At 58.4% G+C, this 15643-nt stretch carries 14 protein-coding genes; 3 read left to right on the top strand and 11 right to left on the bottom strand.

The features are described from left to right. Positions 1-66 precede the first annotated feature (66 nt). The 3 genes from rpoD to rpsU form a co-directional block, all read right to left on the bottom strand. Positions 67-1914: an RNA polymerase sigma factor RpoD gene (rpoD, locus tag K5E40_RS13040; RefSeq protein ID WP_221731111.1), complete on the bottom strand. Its 1848-nt coding sequence runs from the start codon at positions 1912-1914 to the stop codon at positions 67-69. 67 nt (positions 1915-1981) lie between these two features. Then, on the bottom strand, positions 1982-3946 hold the full coding sequence (gene dnaG / locus K5E40_RS13035; protein ID WP_221731204.1) for a DNA primase: 1965 nt from the start codon (positions 3944-3946) through the stop codon (positions 1982-1984). A 487-nt stretch (positions 3947-4433) separates the two neighbouring features. Beyond that, positions 4434-4649, bottom strand: a complete 216-nt coding sequence (gene rpsU, locus K5E40_RS13030) for a 30S ribosomal protein S21 (RefSeq protein WP_002551877.1) — start codon at positions 4647-4649, stop codon at positions 4434-4436. Between the two features lie 199 nt (positions 4650-4848). On the opposite strand from rpsU, the gene tsaD reads away from it, so the two are divergent. After that, positions 4849-5874 (top strand): tRNA (adenosine(37)-N6)-threonylcarbamoyltransferase complex transferase subunit TsaD, encoded by a 1026-nt coding sequence (tsaD, locus tag K5E40_RS13025; RefSeq protein ID WP_221731110.1) that lies wholly within the window; start codon positions 4849-4851, stop codon positions 5872-5874. 23 nt (positions 5875-5897) lie between these two features. Here tsaD and plsY read toward each other — a convergent pair whose 3' ends face one another. Continuing rightward, the gene (gene plsY, locus K5E40_RS13020) at positions 5898-6467 is read right to left on the bottom strand and encodes a glycerol-3-phosphate 1-O-acyltransferase PlsY (RefSeq protein ID WP_221731109.1); all 570 of its coding nucleotides are present in this window, start codon (positions 6465-6467) and stop codon (positions 5898-5900) included. A 74-nt stretch (positions 6468-6541) separates the two neighbouring features. Between plsY and folB the strand changes: the two genes are divergently transcribed. Further along, a complete protein-coding gene (folB, locus tag K5E40_RS13015; protein WP_056786656.1) occupies positions 6542-6898 on the top strand; it encodes a dihydroneopterin aldolase in 357 nt (118 codons plus the stop codon). Continuing rightward, the gene (gene folK, locus K5E40_RS13010; RefSeq protein ID WP_221731108.1) at positions 6889-7407 is read left to right on the top strand and encodes a 2-amino-4-hydroxy-6-hydroxymethyldihydropteridine diphosphokinase; all 519 of its coding nucleotides are present in this window, start codon (positions 6889-6891) and stop codon (positions 7405-7407) included. Before folB ends, folK begins: the two co-directional genes overlap by 10 nt. 83 nt (positions 7408-7490) lie before the next feature. Here folK and K5E40_RS13005 read toward each other — a convergent pair whose 3' ends face one another. The 7 genes from K5E40_RS13005 to apaG all read right to left on the bottom strand — a co-directional run bounded on the left by K5E40_RS13005 (position 7491) and on the right by apaG (position 15577). After that, a complete protein-coding gene (locus K5E40_RS13005; protein ID WP_221731107.1) occupies positions 7491-8720 on the bottom strand; it encodes a multifunctional CCA addition/repair protein in 1230 nt (409 codons plus the stop codon). 63 nt (positions 8721-8783) lie between these two features. Further along, entirely contained in the window at positions 8784-10346 is a 1563-nt protein-coding gene (locus K5E40_RS13000) for a SpoVR family protein (RefSeq protein ID WP_221731106.1), read from the bottom strand. Further along, positions 10343-11614, bottom strand: a complete 1272-nt coding sequence (locus K5E40_RS12995) for a YeaH/YhbH family protein (RefSeq protein ID WP_221731105.1) — start codon at positions 11612-11614, stop codon at positions 10343-10345. Before K5E40_RS12995 ends, K5E40_RS13000 begins: the two co-directional genes overlap by 4 nt. A 121-nt stretch (positions 11615-11735) precedes the next feature. After that, positions 11736-13658, bottom strand: coding sequence for a PrkA family serine protein kinase (locus K5E40_RS12990; protein ID WP_221731104.1), 1923 nt, complete (start codon positions 13656-13658; stop codon positions 11736-11738). Between the two features lie 294 nt (positions 13659-13952). Beyond that, positions 13953-14282 (bottom strand): thiosulfate sulfurtransferase GlpE, encoded by a 330-nt coding sequence (gene glpE / locus K5E40_RS12985; RefSeq protein WP_221731103.1) that lies wholly within the window; start codon positions 14280-14282, stop codon positions 13953-13955. A gap of 33 nt (positions 14283-14315) precedes the next feature. Next, positions 14316-15197, bottom strand: a complete 882-nt coding sequence (locus K5E40_RS12980) for a symmetrical bis(5'-nucleosyl)-tetraphosphatase (protein ID WP_221731102.1) — start codon at positions 15195-15197, stop codon at positions 14316-14318. Beyond that, entirely contained in the window at positions 15197-15577 is a 381-nt protein-coding gene (gene apaG, locus K5E40_RS12975) for a Co2+/Mg2+ efflux protein ApaG (RefSeq protein ID WP_221731101.1), read from the bottom strand. The genes K5E40_RS12980 and apaG overlap by 1 nt, the downstream gene beginning before the upstream one ends. Between the last annotated feature and the right edge of the window lie 66 nt (positions 15578-15643).

The following is a 15643-nucleotide window of genomic DNA, read 5'->3' as shown; positions in this document are numbered from 1 at the left end:
AGGGAGGGCGAAGACTTTAATCTTCCACATAAACAAAACCCCCGGCCTGGGCCGGGGGTTCTGGTATCACTCGTCGAGGAAGGAGCGCAGATGCTCGCTTCGCGTCGGGTGGCGCAACTTGCGTAGCGCCTTGGCTTCGATCTGACGGATCCGCTCACGGGTCACGTCAAACTGTTTGCCGACTTCTTCAAGCGTATGGTCGGTGTTCATGTCGATACCGAAACGCATGCGCAGTACCTTGGCTTCACGAGCAGTGAGGCCGGACAGTACGTCACGGGTCGCTTCTTTAAGGCTCTCAACAGTGGCGACATCGATTGGCGACTGCATGGTCGAGTCTTCGATGAAGTCACCCAGATGGGAGTCTTCGTCATCACCGATCGGGGTTTCCATGGAGATCGGCTCTTTAGCGATCTTCAATACCTTGCGGATCTTGTCCTCAGGCATTTCCATGCGTTCACCCAGCTCTTCCGGGGTCGGTTCGCGACCCATTTCCTGCAACATCTGACGGGAAATACGGTTGAGCTTGTTGATCGTCTCGATCATGTGCACCGGAATACGGATGGTGCGGGCCTGGTCGGCAATCGAGCGAGTGATCGCTTGACGGATCCACCAGGTGGCATAAGTCGAGAACTTGTAACCACGGCGGTATTCGAACTTGTCCACCGCTTTCATCAGACCGATGTTGCCTTCCTGGATCAGATCGAGGAATTGCAGGCCGCGGTTGGTGTACTTCTTGGCGATCGAGATCACCAGACGCAAGTTGGCTTCAACCATCTCTTTCTTCGCGCGGCGGGCCTTGGCCTCACCGATCGACATGCGACGGTTGATGTCCTTGATTTCTGCGATGGTCAGACCGGTTTCGGTTTCCAGCGCGATCAGTTTCTGCTGGCAACGGATGATGTCCGGCTGAACACGGCCGATGGCTTCGGCGTACTTGCTCTTGCCTTTGGCCAGGGCGTCGGACCAGCTTTCGTCGACTTCATTGCTCGGGAACTGACGCAGGAAGTCGGTGCGAGGCATGCGTGCATCACGTACGCACAGTTGCATGATCGCGCGCTCTTGCTGACGCAGACGATCCAGGGCGCCGCGAACACGCTCGACCAGGCCTTCGAATTGCTTCGGGACCAGTTTGATCGGCATGAACAGCTCGGCCAGAGCCAGCAGCTCGGCAATCGCTGCCTTGTTGCTGCGACCGTGCTTTTTCAGAGCCTTGCGCGTGATTTCCATCTGATCGGACACAGCGCCGAAACGCTGGGCAGCGATAACCGGATCCGGACCGCTTTCGGCTTCTTCTTCGTCATCGGAAGACTCGGCTTCATCGTCGTCGGAATCGTCGTCCGCTTTCACGGCCTTCGGATCGACAGGCGGCGGCACTTCTGCCGCAGGCGGCGCGATGCCGTCGTCCGGGTCGATATAACCGCTCAGAACGTCGGACAGGCGACCACCTTCGGTGGTGACGCGGGTGTACTCCGAGAGAATGTGGTCAACCGTGCCAGGGAAGTGCGCGATTGCGCCCATCACTTCACGGATGCCCTCTTCGATCCGCTTGGCGATTTCGATTTCGCCTTCACGAGTCAGAAGCTCGACCGTACCCATTTCACGCATGTACATGCGCACCGGGTCGGTGGTGCGACCGATATCGGTCTCCACCGCCGCCAACGCAGCGGCTGCTTCTTCCGCAGCGGCCTCGTCGGTATCGGCGTCGGCCAACATAAGGGCGTCCGCATCCGGAGCACTCTCGTGTACGGGGATCCCCATGTCGTTAATCATGCGGATGATGTCTTCCACCTGCTCCGGATCTGAAATATCCTCGGGCAGGTGGTCGTTGACCTCGGCGTAAGTCAGATACTTCTGCTCACGACCCAGTTTGATCAACTCAATAATACGAGACTGCTGTTGCGCTTTTCCGGACATAACACCCTATCCACTGAAGGTCTTGGCGGGCAAAAAACAAGCCGAGGATTATACCTGAGCTATGACCTCACGCGCCAGTTGAGGTCGGGTTTGATGCGGAAACATTGCGACTTAGTAGGTCGCGCAGTTGATTTTTTTCTTCAATACTCAGTTCGCTTTGACGCGCTTTCCTGAGCAACTGTTCCAGATTTCGCTCGCGTTGGCGGGCTGACAAGCTAGTAATGGTGTCGAAAAACTGTTGTTCAAGGTTATCTCCGTCAATCAACCACTCCTTTTCTGCCAGCGCCTTGAGCAAGCGACCCTGTTCAGTGCCGTGCCATCGTGCGATCAACTGAAATGAGTTTAGCTTGGGATTCTTCTGTACGGCTTCGAGCAGCGCCACAAGCAACTGGGCGTTGGTCTGATTTTCGTCCGCGATGTGCCCGGCGTCTTCGACGCGCTTGGCCAATTGCGGGTGATGGAGCAGTGTGCGCAGGGCCGTCAGGGTCGGTGACTCCACGCCAATGGGCGTGCGCGGGCGTTGTTGATCACGATCGCCGCCGCGCTTGCCATTCTTGTCCCAGGGTTTCTTGTCCCACTTCTTGCCGCCGGCGCCGGGTTTCTTCGGCGTCCACTCCTGCTGCGGCACATACATGTCTTGTGCCTGCGGCTGATGGTAGTCGCTGTAGTCCGGCATTGCGTCGTAATCGATGCCCGGATCGTAGGCGGGTGGCGCTTCCTGCGGCGCGCTTTGAGCCAGTTGACTGACGGTTTCGCTGCTCAGGCCGGTAATTTCGGTCAGGCGCTGACGCATCAGGATGCGCAGATTGGCCCCGGGTACTTTGTCGATCAGCGGTGCGGCGAGGGTGGCCATGTGGGCCTTGCCCTCCAGTGAGCGCGGGTCGGCTTCCTCGGTCAGTTGCTGGAAGAAATAGTCCGCCAGCGGTTGCGCGTGCTGATTGATTCGGGCTTTGAAAGCATCGGTGCCTTCGGCGCGGACCAGGGTGTCCGGGTCTTCGCCCTCTGGCAGGAACAGGAATCGCGCGCGGCGACCGTCTTGCAGGCTCGACAGTGTTGCTTCCAGTGCGCGCCATGCGGCGTTGCGGCCGGCCTGGTCGCCGTCAAAGCAAAACAGTACGTTGGGCACGACGCGGAACAGGCGCTTCAAATGCTCTTCGCTGGTTGCAGTGCCCAGCGTCGCGACGGCATTGCGCAAGCCTTGCTGGGCGAGCGCGATGACGTCCATGTAGCCCTCGACGACGATTATTTCGTCGAGGTTGCGGTTGTTTTTGCGTGCTTCATAAAGGCCGTAGAGTTCCTGACCTTTATGGAATACCGGGGTTTCCGGCGAGTTCAGGTATTTGGGCTTGTCATCGCCGAGCACGCGCCCACCGAAAGCGATGATCCGGCCTCGGGTGTCGCGGATCGGGAACATCACGCGATCACGGAAGCGGTCGTAGCGTTTGCCGGTTTCGGCGTTCTCGATCAGCAGGCCGGCGTCGATCATGGCTTTCTGCTGCAATGTGTCGCTGCTCAAATGCTTGAGCAGGTTGTCCCAGCCCGGCGGTGCGAAGCCGAGGCCGAAATCCCGAGCGATCTCGCCAGTCAGTCCACGCCCCTTAAGGTAATCCACTGCGGCTTTGCGCGATGGATGGCTCTTCAGTGCGTGTCGGTAAAAGTCGGCGGCGGCGGTAAGTAGCGGATACAGCGGTGAGTCGGTCGGCTGTCGCGGTTTGTGTTGACGGCCACCTTCTTCGCGGGGGATTTCCATGCCCGCGGCTTTCGCCAGATCTTCGATAGCCTGGGGGAAGTCCAGGTTGTCGTGATCCATGAGGAAGCCGAGGGCATTACCGCCAGCGCCGCAGCCAAAGCAGTAATAGAACTGCTTGTCGGGGCTGACACTGAACGATGGGGTTTTCTCTTTGTGAAACGGGCAGCAGGCTGTGTAATTCTTGCCGGCTTTTTTCAGTTGCACACGCGAGCTGACCACGTCGACGATGTCGGTGCGGTTCAGGAGGTCGTCAATAAAGCTCTGGGGAATCAGCCCGGCCATGGCGTTCTCGTCGTCTGCGCTGTAATAAGTCCGATGCGAAGGGCGGCCGAACACGGTTCGTTGCTCGAAGCGCGCAAAATGGGCGGCTCGACCGGTGTCGTCTGCTTGATCGCTGTCGGGAAGTGTATCTGCCGAAAATCCACTGACCTTAATACCTATCAGTTTTCGACTATTTGAAAGTGTTGCGCTGAATCCGCTGACGGCCGGTTAATGGCCTCGGATAGCTCAATAAAACGGGCACGCGTGCAGGTGCCTTGGGCTGATCGTCGTTTAGAGGAATCAGTGGGTGTGCTCGTCAGTAGCCTTGAAAGGCTCGTCAGAAAAGACGTGCACCGCTGGCAAAAGAGCCAGGCCTGACGCGGTGAAGCAGATTTGTCTAAGTCGCGTCTGCGGCTTCGACGGTGAAGCATCAAGCGTTTTACGCAAATGCCATTAGCCCGGCTGAGGGCCGGGCTTAGGCAAGAAGCTTGCTACGAACGTCAGTGTATTAGTACAGACGAACGGCGCGGCGCTGTTCGCGCTGAACTTTCTTGGCGTGACGCTTAACAGCGGCTGCTGCTTTACGCTTACGCTCAGAAGTTGGCTTCTCGTAAAATTCGCGGCTACGAACTTCAGCCAGTACACCGGCTTTTTCGCAGGAGCGCTTGAAACGACGCAGAGCTACGTCGAAGGGTTCGTTCTCTTTAACTTTGACGGCTGGCATCCAGAGCTACCTTCATTCATTACCGGGGTCAACATCCTCGCGGCAAAAGAGCACTTGAAGACGTCGGTTTTTAAGGGTTGCGGATGTTAACCCCTCATCGCTCGGAATGCAAAGCCTCTGATCGAAAACCGCTGGTCGGGGCATCACGCGGCGACTATTATGCGCGCCTTCGAATTCAGCCTAAACAAGGCGCAAACCCATGCTAGTACTGGGATTAGAAACCTCCTGCGACGAAACCGGCGTCGCATTATATGACAGTGAACGCGGCTTGCTGGCCGACGCATTGTTCAGTCAGATCGACTTGCATCGTGCCTATGGCGGTGTGGTACCTGAGCTGGCCTCGCGTGATCACGTCAAACGCATGCTGCCCTTGATTCGTCAGGTGTTGGCCGAGGCTGACTGCGTGCCCACCGAGATCGATGCGATCGCTTATACCGCGGGTCCTGGCCTGGTGGGTGCGCTACTGGTCGGCGCTTCTTGCGCACAAGCGCTGGCCTTTGCCTGGGGCATTCCGGCGCTGGGTGTGCACCACATGGAAGGCCATTTGCTGGCGCCGATGCTGGAGCCGAAACCGCCGCAATTCCCGTTCGTCGCTTTGTTGGTCTCCGGTGGTCATACGCAGCTGGTTCAGGTCGATGGCATTGGCCAATACAGCCTGCTCGGCGAGACCCTTGATGACGCCGCCGGCGAAGCTTTCGACAAAACCGCGAAAATGATGGGGCTCAATTACCCGGGCGGGCCGGAAATCGCCAAGCTGGCGGAGAAGGGCGTTGCAGGACGTTTTACCTTTCCGCGTCCGATGTGCGATCGCCCAGGGCTTGATTTCAGCTTCAGTGGTCTGAAAACCTTCGCCCTCAATACCTGGCAGCAATGCGTCAGCGTCGGGGACGACAACGAACAAGCCCGTTGCGACATCGCGCTGGCGTTCCAGCAGGCCGTGGTGGAGACTTTGACCATCAAGTGCAAGCGTGCCCTGAAACAGGCCAGCATGAAGCGTCTGGTCATCGCCGGTGGCGTCAGCGCCAACAAGGCATTGCGAGTTTCGCTGGAGAAAATGCTCGGCGATATGAGGGGCGATGTGTTTTACGCCCGTCCCGAGTTCTGCACCGACAATGGCGCGATGATCGCGTTTGCCGGTTGCCAGCGTTTACAGGCTGGTCAGCAGGAAAGCCTGGCTATCAGCGTGCAGGCGCGCTGGCCGATGGAGCAGTTGTCGGCGTTGTAATGAGCGTCGCTCATGAACGGTATTTAGAAATGCCGTTCGCGCCCGGCAAACAGGTCGCGTAGATTGCCGCGGTGGCGCCAGACGATGAGCAGTGTCAATGCGCTCATCGGCAACAGCGCCTCCGGTTCTTGCCAGGCAAGTAACGGCAGGGTCAGCGGTGTCGCAATCAGGGCTGCCAGCGAGCTGGTACGGGTCAGGTAGAACGTCAGCAGCCAGGCGCACACCGCCAGCAGGGCCGCGGGCGGATACAGGCCCAGCAGCATGCCGGCAGCGGTGGCGACACCTTTGCCGCCGCGAAAACGGAAATACAGCGGGAACAGGTGACCGATCACGGCACACACGCCGATCCAGGCCTGGTCTTGCAGCGATAGGCCTGCTACCGACGCGATCAGCACCGGCAGCAGGCCTTTGCACAGATCACCCAGCAGGGTCAGGATCGCCAGTTTGCGACCGGCCAGGCGCAGCATGTTGGTGGCGCCGGCATTACCCGAGCCACTCATTCGCGGATCCGGGTTTCCGGTCAGGCGGCTGAGCAAAATGGCGAAGGACAGCGAGCCGAGCAGGTAGGCGAGAGTCGCCAGTAACCAAAACATGCTAACTATTCCGGGCGAGGACGCCCTGATTCTAACGGCGCATTGCGCCCTTGTCGTGCAGCGGAGAAAAGTGCTTGGACAGAGTATTTATCGAGGGCCTGGAAGTTGACACCGTCATCGGTGCCTACGACTGGGAGCGCGGCATCCGACAGTGCCTGCGTCTTGATCTGAGCTTCGCCTGGGACAATCGCCCGGCCGCCGCCGGTGACGACCTGACCCTGGCGCTCGACTACGCCAGCGTTTCCACGCGCATTCAGGCGTTTGCCGAGCAGGCGCAGTTCCAATTGGTCGAGACCTTTGCCGAGCGTCTGGTCGAAGTGCTGATGACTGAATTCAAGATCACTTGGGTGCGTCTGAAGCTGACCAAGCCTGGCGCTGTACCGGCCGCCAAAGGCGGAGTGGGCGTGGAGATCGAGCGCGGATGTCGCTGACTCAGGTCTATCTCGGGCTCGGTAGCAATATCGAGCGCGAAACCCATTTGCGCGCCGGTCTTGATGCGCTGGCCACGTTTCTGGTGGATATCCGCTGTTCGGCGGTGTTCGAGAGCCAGCCGGTGGGAATCAAGAGCGGGCCGTTCTTCAATTTCGTGGTCTCGGCGTTTACCGATTTGCCGTTGATGGAGCTGGATCGCCGGTTGAAATTCATTGAGGCCGATAACGGCCGTTATGCCCCGGATCGCAGGGGTTTGCCGCTGGATATCGACGTACTGCTGTACGGCGATCTGGCGGGCAATTTCGACGGGCTGGTGCTGCCCCGAGCCGAAATCTTGAAAAATGCCTTCGTGTTGTGGCCGTTGTCGTTGATTGCCCCGGATCGCGTGCATCCGGGTGTGGGAAAAAGCTTCGCGACGTTGTGGGCTGAGGCACAGATTGATCAGGTGTTGGCGCCGGTGAGGTTTGAGTGGCGGGGTGAGCAATTGACCCCTTCAGTTCTGTGTTGACCTGACTGACACCTTCGCGAGCAAGTCAGCGCCCGCATTGGAGCGCATGTTCCCTGTGAGCGCTGGCTTGCTCGCGAAGCTTTTCAGCAGGCCGAAGCTTGCTTGTAAGCCTTCAAAGCCTTGAGCCGCTCGCGCTTGAGCGCCTCGCCCAGTTCCGGGCCCTTGAGTCCCTTCTCGAGCAACGGTTGCACCGCCACACCTCGCGCCACCGTTGCGGCGCCACGCAGGTAATCGGCCTGTGGATAACTGCGCTGCTCCAGCCCTTTACGGCCTCGCGCATCCATCTCGCAGGCGGCAATGAACTCCTCAAAACGCTGCGGTCGGCGATACACGTCAAAACTCTGCAGTAACTCCAGCAATGTCGATGCTTTCAACTCCAGAGCGCGGTGGCCATGGGTGTGATACTGGCCAACCAGCAGGGCCAGTTCCTGGCAATCTTTCGGCGCCTTGAACCGCGCGTTGACGGCTTTGATCAACTTCAGCCCTTTGTGCTCGTGGGCAATGTGCCGCGGCCATTCTTCTTCAGGGGTCAGGCCTTTGCCGAGGTCGTGCAGCAGGCAGGCCCAGCGCACGGTCAGTGGTTGCTTGTGCAGCGCTGATTGCTCCAGCACGCTCAACGTGTGAATGCCGCTATCGATTTCCGGGTGATGAATTTCCGGTTGCGGTACGCCAAACAGCGCGTTGACTTCCGGCATCAGCACCTTCAAAGCGCCGCATTCGCGCAGCACCTCAATGAACACCTGTGGCTGATTTTCCATCAGTGCCCGGGAGATTTCTTTCCAGCTGCGTTCAGCCGTCAGCGCCTCCAGTTCGCCGGAATCGCTGAGCTGACTCATCAGCTCCAGGGTCTCGGGCGCAACGCTGAAACCCAGTTCGGCGTATCGGGCAGCGAAGCGTGCAACGCGCAGTACACGGAGTGGATCTTCGGCGAACGCCGGAGAAACGTGGCGCAGAACTCGAGCCTCCAGATCGCGCTGGCCATGGTAAGGATCGGTCAGATTTTGCTGATCGTCCTCGGCCATGGCGTTGATGGTCAGGTCACGGCGGATCAGGTCTTCTTCAAGTGTGACTTCGGGGCTGGCGTGAAAAGTAAAACCGCCGTAGCCACGACCGCTTTTGCGCTCAGTGCGGGCGAGGGCGTATTCCTCGCCGCTTTTTGGGTGAAGAAACACCGGAAAGTCTGCGCCAACCGGGCGATAACCCTTGGCGAGCATTTCTTCCGTAGTGGCGCCAACGACCACCCAATCGACATCGGTGACCGGTTTGCCCAGCAAGCGATCACGTACTGCACCGCCAACCTTGAAAATCTGCATAAAAAACCTCCGTTAGCCCGACAGGATAACCCTTGCGTCGGACTTTCGGAGGCCGCTAGCGGATCAAAGATGAATGACGGCCAGGTCGAGTCGACCGTAATCCCCTTCGCTGTGTTCACTGCGTGGCGGTACGTGATGGGTTTTCATGATCTGGTCGCCTTGCAGGGTTTCCAGATGAATGTCGAAGCCCCACAAGCGATGCAAGTGCTTGAGCACCTCGTCAGTGGAGTCGCCCAGCGGTTTGCGATCGTGTTGCTGGTGGCGCAGGGTCAGCGAGCGGTCGCCGCGACGATCGATGCTGTATATCTGCACGTTCGGTTCACGATTGCCGAGGTTGTACTGCGCAGCCAGGGTTTCTCGAATGATCCGGTAACCGGTTTCGTCATGAATCGCCGGCACCAATAGATCGTCCTTTTGATCGTCATCGAGGATGCTGAACAGCTTGAGATCGCGGATCACCTTCGGTGACAGGTACTGAAGGATGAAGCTTTCGTCCTTGAAGCTGCTCATGGCGAACTTGATGGACGACAACCAATCAGTCCCGGCGATCTCAGGGAACCAGTGGCGGTCTTCTTCCGTGGGTTCTTCGCACATGCGGCGAATGTCACGGTACATGGCAAAGCCGAGTGCGTAGGGGTTGATGCCGTTGTAGTAGGGGCTGTCGAAGCCTGGCTGGAATACCACGCTGGTATGCGATGTGAGAAATTCCATCATGAAGCCATCGGTGACTAGACCCTCGTCGTACAGGTCGTTCATCAATGTGTAGTGCCAGAACGTCGCCCAGCCCTCGTTCATTACCTGAGTCTGGCGTTGCGGATAGAAATACTGGGCGATCTTGCGCACGATCCGCACGATCTCTCGCTGCCACGGCTCCAGCAACGGCGCGTGTTTCTCGATGAAGTAGAGGATGTTTTCCTGCGGCTCGGCCGGGAAGCGGGCGTTATCCTTGTCGCTGTACTTGTCCGCGCCTTTTGGAATGGTGCGCCACAGATCGTTGATCTGCTTCTGCAGATGTTCTTCGCGATCCTTCTGCCGCCGGCGTTCTTCTTCGGCGGAAATCGGATAAGGGCGCTTGTAGCGGTCGACGCCATAGTTCATCAGGGCGTGGCAGGAGTCGAGCAGGTCCTCCACCGCATCAATGCCGTGGCGTTCCTCACATTGCATGATGTACTGCTTGGCAAACACCAGATAATCGATGATTGAACTGGCGTCGGTCCAGGTGCGGAACAGGTAGTTGCCCTTGAAGAAGCTGTTGTGGCCATAGCAGGCGTGGGCCACCACCAGCGCCTGCATGCAAATGGTGTTTTCCTCCATCAGATAGGCGATGCACGGATCGGAATTGATGACGATCTCGTAGGCCAGCCCCATCTGCCCGCGGCTGTATGATTTTTCGGTGCTGAGAAAGTGTTTGCCGTAGGACCAGTGGTGGTAACCCAGCGGCATGCCGACCGAGGCGTACGCATCCATCATTTGCTCGGCGGTGATCACTTCGATCTGGTTGGGGTAGGTATCCAGCGCATAGCCGGCCGCGATACGGGCGATTTCGCGGTCGTAGGTCTGGATCAGCTCGAATGTCCATTCGGAGCCAGTGGAAATGGGTTGGCGCTTCTGCTCTTTGGCGGTCATGTCACTAACCTGCGCTGGAAGAGTTCACGGAAGACCGGATAGATATCCCCGGCCGAGACCAGTTGCTGTTGGGCAAATGTGTCAGAGAAGGCTTCGGCGATACGTTCGTATTCGTACCACAAGGCCTGATGTTCGCGCGGGGTGATTTCCACATAAGTGTAGTACTGCACAAACGGCATGATCTGGTTGATCAGGATGTCGCGGCAGATCGGCGAGTCGTCGTTCCAGTTATCGCCGTCGGAAGCCTGAGCCGCGTAGATGTTCCACTCGTTGCTCGGATAGCGCTCGGCCATGATCTCCTGCATCATTTTCAAGGCGCTGGAGACGATGGTGCCGCCGGTTTCCCGGGAGTAGAAAAACTCCTCTTCGTCGACTTCACGGGCGCTGGTGTGGTGGCGGATGAACACTACATCGATCTTGTCGTAGTTTCGTTTCAAAAACAGATACAGCAGGATGAAAAAGCGCTTGGCGATATCCTTGGTCGCCTGGGTCATGGAGCCGGAAACGTCCATCAGGCAGAACATCACCGCTTTGGAGCTCGGATTCGGCTGCTTGACCAGCAAGTTGTATTTAAGGTCAAAGGTGTCGAGAAACGGCACGCGATGGATGCGCGCGCTGAGTTTCTCGATTTCTGTCTCGATTTCCTGAATATCGCCGAAGTTGTCTGGCTCTTCGCGCTTGAGGCGCGCCAGTTCTTCTTTGGCTTCACGCAGTTTTGCGCGGCTGCTGCCGGACAGGGCGATGCGCCGCGCATGAGCTGAGCGCAGGGTGCGGATGATGTTGATGCGTGAGGGATTACCTTCGTTACTGATCCCCGCGCGAACGGTCTTGAACGTGTCAGTACCGGTCAGATTACGTTTGACCAGGTTGGGCAGTTCGAGGTCTTCGAACATGAATTCGAGGAATTCTTCCTGAGTGATCTGGAAGACGAACTCGTCCATGCCCTCGCCAGAGTTGCCGGCCTTGCCCGGTCCACGTCCGCCGCCGCCTCCCGGTGGGCGAGCGATGTGTTCGCCGGCGGTGAATTCCTTGTTGCCGGGATGAACAACCGTCTGCTTGCCGCCGCGACCATGGTGAAGTACCGGTTCATCGATGTCGCGACCGGGAATGCTGATCTGCTCGCCGTGCTCCATATCGGTAATGGAGCGCCGGCTGACCGCCTCTTCGACAGCCTTCTTGATGTGGTCACGGTAACGTCGCAGAAAGCGCTGACGGTTCACCGTGCTCTTGTTCTTGCCATTGAGACGTCGGTCGATTACATAGCTCATAGGCCCCTCCGGGGAGCTTGAAGTCGTAAGCCTCAAGCTGCAAGCGATGCGCCGTCAGTTCCCGATATCGGGGCTCACCCGCTTTTCTCTTGCAGCTTGCAGCTAGAAGCTTGCAACTGCTTCACTGCGACTTCCGGACCCGTAGGTACCATTCGGAAAGTAGCCGTACCTGTTTGTCGGTGTAGCCACGTTCGACCATTCGTGTAACGAAGTCGTTGTGCTTTTGTTGATCCTCCTTGCTGGCCTTGGCGTTGAAGCTGATGACCGGCAGCAGGTCTTCGGTGTTCGAGAACATTTTCTTCTCGATGACCACCCGCAGTTTTTCGTAGCTAAGCCAGGTCGGGTTCTTGCCGTTGTTGTTGGCCCGTGCGCGCAGTACGAAGTTGACGATCTCGTTGCGGAAATCCTTCGGATTGCTGATGCCGGCCGGTTTTTCGATTTTCTCCAGTTCTTCGTTCAGGGCCACGCGGTTGAGAATCTCGCCGGTCTCCGGATCGCGGTATTCCTGATCCTGAATCCAGAAGTCTGCGTACAGCACGTAGCGGTCGAAAATGTTCTGGCCATACTCGCTGTAGGATTCCAGGTACGCGGTCTGAATCTCCTTGCCGATGAATTCGATGTAGCGCGGTGCCAGGTATTCCTTCAGGTAGCGCAGATAGCGCTCGCGCGTCTCGGCCTGGAACTGCTCCTGTTCGATCTGCTGTTCCAGTACATAGAGCAGGTGCACCGGGTTGGCGGCGATTTCATGCGGATCGAAGTTGAAGACTTTCGACAGGATCTTGAACGCGAAGCGGGTCGACAGGCCGTTCATCCCCTCATCGACGCCGGCCGAGTCGCGGTACTCCTGAATCGATTTGGCTTTTGGGTCGGTGTCCTTGAGGTTTTCGCCGTCGTAAACGCGCATCTTCGAATAGATGTTGGAGTTTTCCGGCTCCTTGAGGCGTGACAGCACGGTGAACTGCGCCAGCATCTTCAGGGTGTCGGGCGCGCAGTGGGCCTTGGCCAGCGAGCTGTTGAACAGCAGCTTGTCGTAGATTTTTACTTCATCGCTGACTCGCAGGCAGTACGGCACCTTGACGATGTAGATCCGGTCGATGAACGCCTCGTTGTTCTTGTTGTTGCGGAAGGTATGCCATTCCGACTCGTTGGAGTGGGCGAGCAGAATCCCGGTGAACGGAATCGCGCCCAGACCTTCGGTACTGTTGTAGTTGCCTTCCTGTGTGGCGGTCAGCAACGGGTGGAGCACCTTGATTGGTGCCTTGAACATTTCGACGAATTCCATCAGGCCCTGGTTGGCCCGGCACAGCGCACCGGAATAGCTGTAGGCGTCCGCGTCGTTCTGTGGGTATTCCTCGAGTTTACGGATGTCGACCTTGCCGACCAGCGCCGAAATATCCTGGTTGTTCTCGTCACCCGGTTCGGTTTTGGCCACGGCGATCTGGTTGAGGATCGACGGGTACAGCTTGACCACGCGGAACTGGCTGATGTCGCCGCCGAATTCGGCCAAGCGTTTGGTTGCCCATGGCGACATGATGGTGTTCAGGTAGCGCCGAGGGATGCCGAAGTCCTCTTCGAGGATCGCGCCATCTTCGGTGGCGTTGAACAGACCCAGCGGAGACTCGAATACCGGCGAGCCCTTGATTGCATAGAAGGGCACTTTTTCCATCAGCTGTTTCAGCTTCTCGGCCAGGGACGATTTACCGCCACCGACTGGGCCGAGCAGATAGAGGATCTGTTTCTTCTCTTCCAGGCCTTGGGCGGCATGGCGGAAATACGAGACGATCTGGTCGATGCATTCTTCCATCCCGTGGAAGTCTTCAAAGGCCGGATAGCGACGGATCACCTTGTTGGAGAAGATGCGTGACAGCCTCGAATTGGTCGAGGTGTCGAGCAGTTCCGGTTCGCCAATAGCCATTAACAGGCGCTCGGCGGCGGAAACATAGGTGCTGCGATCCGTTTTGCACAGCTCCAGGTACTCCTGCAGCGAGAGTTCTTCCTGGCGTGTGGACTCGAAGCGTTGTTGGAAGTGGCTAAAGATACTCATGACGTCACCTCGCTCGATACGTGGAGCCGACGCCGGATCACTCAGTCGATGCTGGCAAGCGGCCGTCGTGGCTGCTTGTTTACCCCCCAGAACACTTTCGCGGTCGACAACCTTGAAAGTCACTCCCGATGACCCGTGCGCCGGTGTACCGGCTCTCCCCTGTTTTGGATGGCCTGGGCTTAAGGATAGTTGGGAATTCGGGAGGTAAAGGCGAGATACGTAATTATGTGTGGCAGACCGTTCGTCTGCCCCGCGCGGGCCCGCGGCAGCCGGGGCTCGCGCCTGACAAAAAAATTACTGCGCGGTGCTTTGAGCGGTTTCTGCAGGATAAGTCGTACGCCATAGCTCGAATCCGCCGTCCATGCTGTAGACGTCGGAGAAGCCCTGGCTGATCAGGTACGCTGCTGCGCTCTGGCTGGAATTGCCGTGATAACAGACCACCACCAGCGGTGCGTCGAGGTCGGCGCTGCGGATGAAATCAGCGATGGAATGGTTGTCCACATGTTGGGAGCCGGCAATGTGCAGCGCGGCGTAGGTTTGCGGGTCGCGGACATCGATCACGACGGCGCCTTTCTCGCGCAGGGCCTGGGCCTGTTCTGGGGGGATTCGTTTGAATTCGCTCATGGCGGGTTCCTGTAGCTCGGCTGAATACGCAGTCTAGCGTGGTGTGCTGACTGGCGAGGTGTCGGGGGTAAGTGGTGCGACTGACGGCAGGACGCCGCCGTGTTCGTCGCATTTGCATGACAGGCGTTCACCGCTGTCGACGTTCATCAGGGTCAGGCTGCCACCCCACACGCAACCGGTGTCGAGCGCTGCGATGCCCGGTTCGCTGACCTGGCCTTCGAGGGCGGCCCAGTGACCGAAGATGATCCGCAAGCCGCGGGTCTTGCGCTCCTTGTGCAGGAACCACGGTTTATAGCCCGGCGGTGCGGTATCGAGGCCTTCCTTGCTCTTGAGGTCAAGTTTGCCTTCGGCGGTGCAGAAACGCATGCGGGTGAAATAGTTGGTGATCACGCGCAGGCGAGGCACGCCTTGCAGGTTGCTGTCCCATTTTGCCGGCTCGTTGCCGTACATGCCGTCGAGATAAAGCGGCAGCAGATTATCGTCACGCAGCGCCGCTTCGGCTTCGGCGGCCAGCTTCAAGGCTTTGCGCAGCGACCACTGCGGCGGTATGCCGGCGTGCACCATGGCGACGTCACGTTGTTCGTCGTAGTGCATGAGCTTTTGCTGGCGCAGCCACTCAAGCAAGTCGGCGGCGTCGGGTGCGTCGAGAATCTCGCGCAGGGTGTCGGATTTCTTCAGGCGTTCGATGTTTTTCGCGGCGGCCAGCAGGTGCAGGTCATGATTGCCGAGCACACAGACCAGTGACTCGCGCATGCCATATAGAAATCGCAGGGTTTGCAGCGACTGTGGGCCGCGGTTGACCAGGTCACCTGCCAGCCACAGCCGATCGATCGCCGGATCGAACGCGACCTGCTTGAGCAGGCACTTGAGCGGTTCGAGGCAGCCCTGCAGGTCGCCGACGGCATACGTCGCCATCAGTGCAGCGCTCCGGGAACGGCGAGACGAAAGGGTTTGATGATCGCGTCGAAATGCTTGCCGTCGTCGGCGACCATTTCGTAGGTGCCTTGCATGGTGCCAACCTTGGTGGTCATTACCGTGCCGCTGCTGTAAGTGTGGCTTTCGCCTGCATCGATCAGCGGTTGCTGACCCACGACACCTGCTCCGCGCACTTCTTCGACGTGTCCGTCTCCGTCGGTGATGACCCAGTGTCGCGACATCAGTCGCGCAGGCTTGTCGCCGTTGTTCTGTACGGTGATGGTGTAGGCGAAGGCAAAGCGGTCGTGCTCGGGTTGCGATTGGTCTGCCAGATAGTGGGTAACCACGCTGACATCGACCTGGTAACGGGAATCGGACATGCAAAAGGCCTTAAACGAAGCGGAACGCGGGGCGTAGCTGATGGGGAATCAGTCTAGGCAAGTATC

This window comes from Pseudomonas baetica, assembly GCF_019733355.1.
Classification (GTDB): domain Bacteria; phylum Pseudomonadota; class Gammaproteobacteria; order Pseudomonadales; family Pseudomonadaceae; genus Aquipseudomonas; species Aquipseudomonas baetica_A.
The sequence above is the reverse complement of the archived record's forward strand: the minus strand, read 5'-3'. Positions and strand labels throughout refer to the sequence as shown.

Coding starts and splice junctions, on each gene's coding strand:
- rpoD (WP_221731111.1), bottom strand. CDS start 1,914: ATGTCCGGAAAAGCGCAACAGCAGTCTCGTATTATTGAGTTGATCAAA.
- dnaG (WP_221731204.1), bottom strand. CDS start 3,946: ATGGCCGGGCTGATTCCCCAGAGCTTTATTGACGACCTCCTGAACCGC.
- rpsU (WP_002551877.1), bottom strand. CDS start 4,649: ATGCCAGCCGTCAAAGTTAAAGAGAACGAACCCTTCGACGTAGCTCTG.
- tsaD (WP_221731110.1), top strand. CDS start 4,849: ATGCTAGTACTGGGATTAGAAACCTCCTGCGACGAAACCGGCGTCGCA.
- plsY (WP_221731109.1), bottom strand. CDS start 6,467: ATGTTTTGGTTACTGGCGACTCTCGCCTACCTGCTCGGCTCGCTGTCC.
- folK (WP_221731108.1), top strand. CDS start 6,889: ATGTCGCTGACTCAGGTCTATCTCGGGCTCGGTAGCAATATCGAGCGC.
- K5E40_RS13005 (WP_221731107.1), bottom strand. CDS start 8,720: ATGCAGATTTTCAAGGTTGGCGGTGCAGTACGTGATCGCTTGCTGGGC.
- K5E40_RS13000 (WP_221731106.1), bottom strand. CDS start 10,346: ATGACCGCCAAAGAGCAGAAGCGCCAACCCATTTCCACTGGCTCCGAA.
- K5E40_RS12995 (WP_221731105.1), bottom strand. CDS start 11,614: ATGAGCTATGTAATCGACCGACGTCTCAATGGCAAGAACAAGAGCACG.
- K5E40_RS12990 (WP_221731104.1), bottom strand. CDS start 13,658: ATGAGTATCTTTAGCCACTTCCAACAACGCTTCGAGTCCACACGCCAG.
- glpE (WP_221731103.1), bottom strand. CDS start 14,282: ATGAGCGAATTCAAACGAATCCCCCCAGAACAGGCCCAGGCCCTGCGC.
- K5E40_RS12980 (WP_221731102.1), bottom strand. CDS start 15,197: ATGGCGACGTATGCCGTCGGCGACCTGCAGGGCTGCCTCGAACCGCTC.
- apaG (WP_221731101.1), bottom strand. CDS start 15,577: ATGTCCGATTCCCGTTACCAGGTCGATGTCAGCGTGGTTACCCACTAT.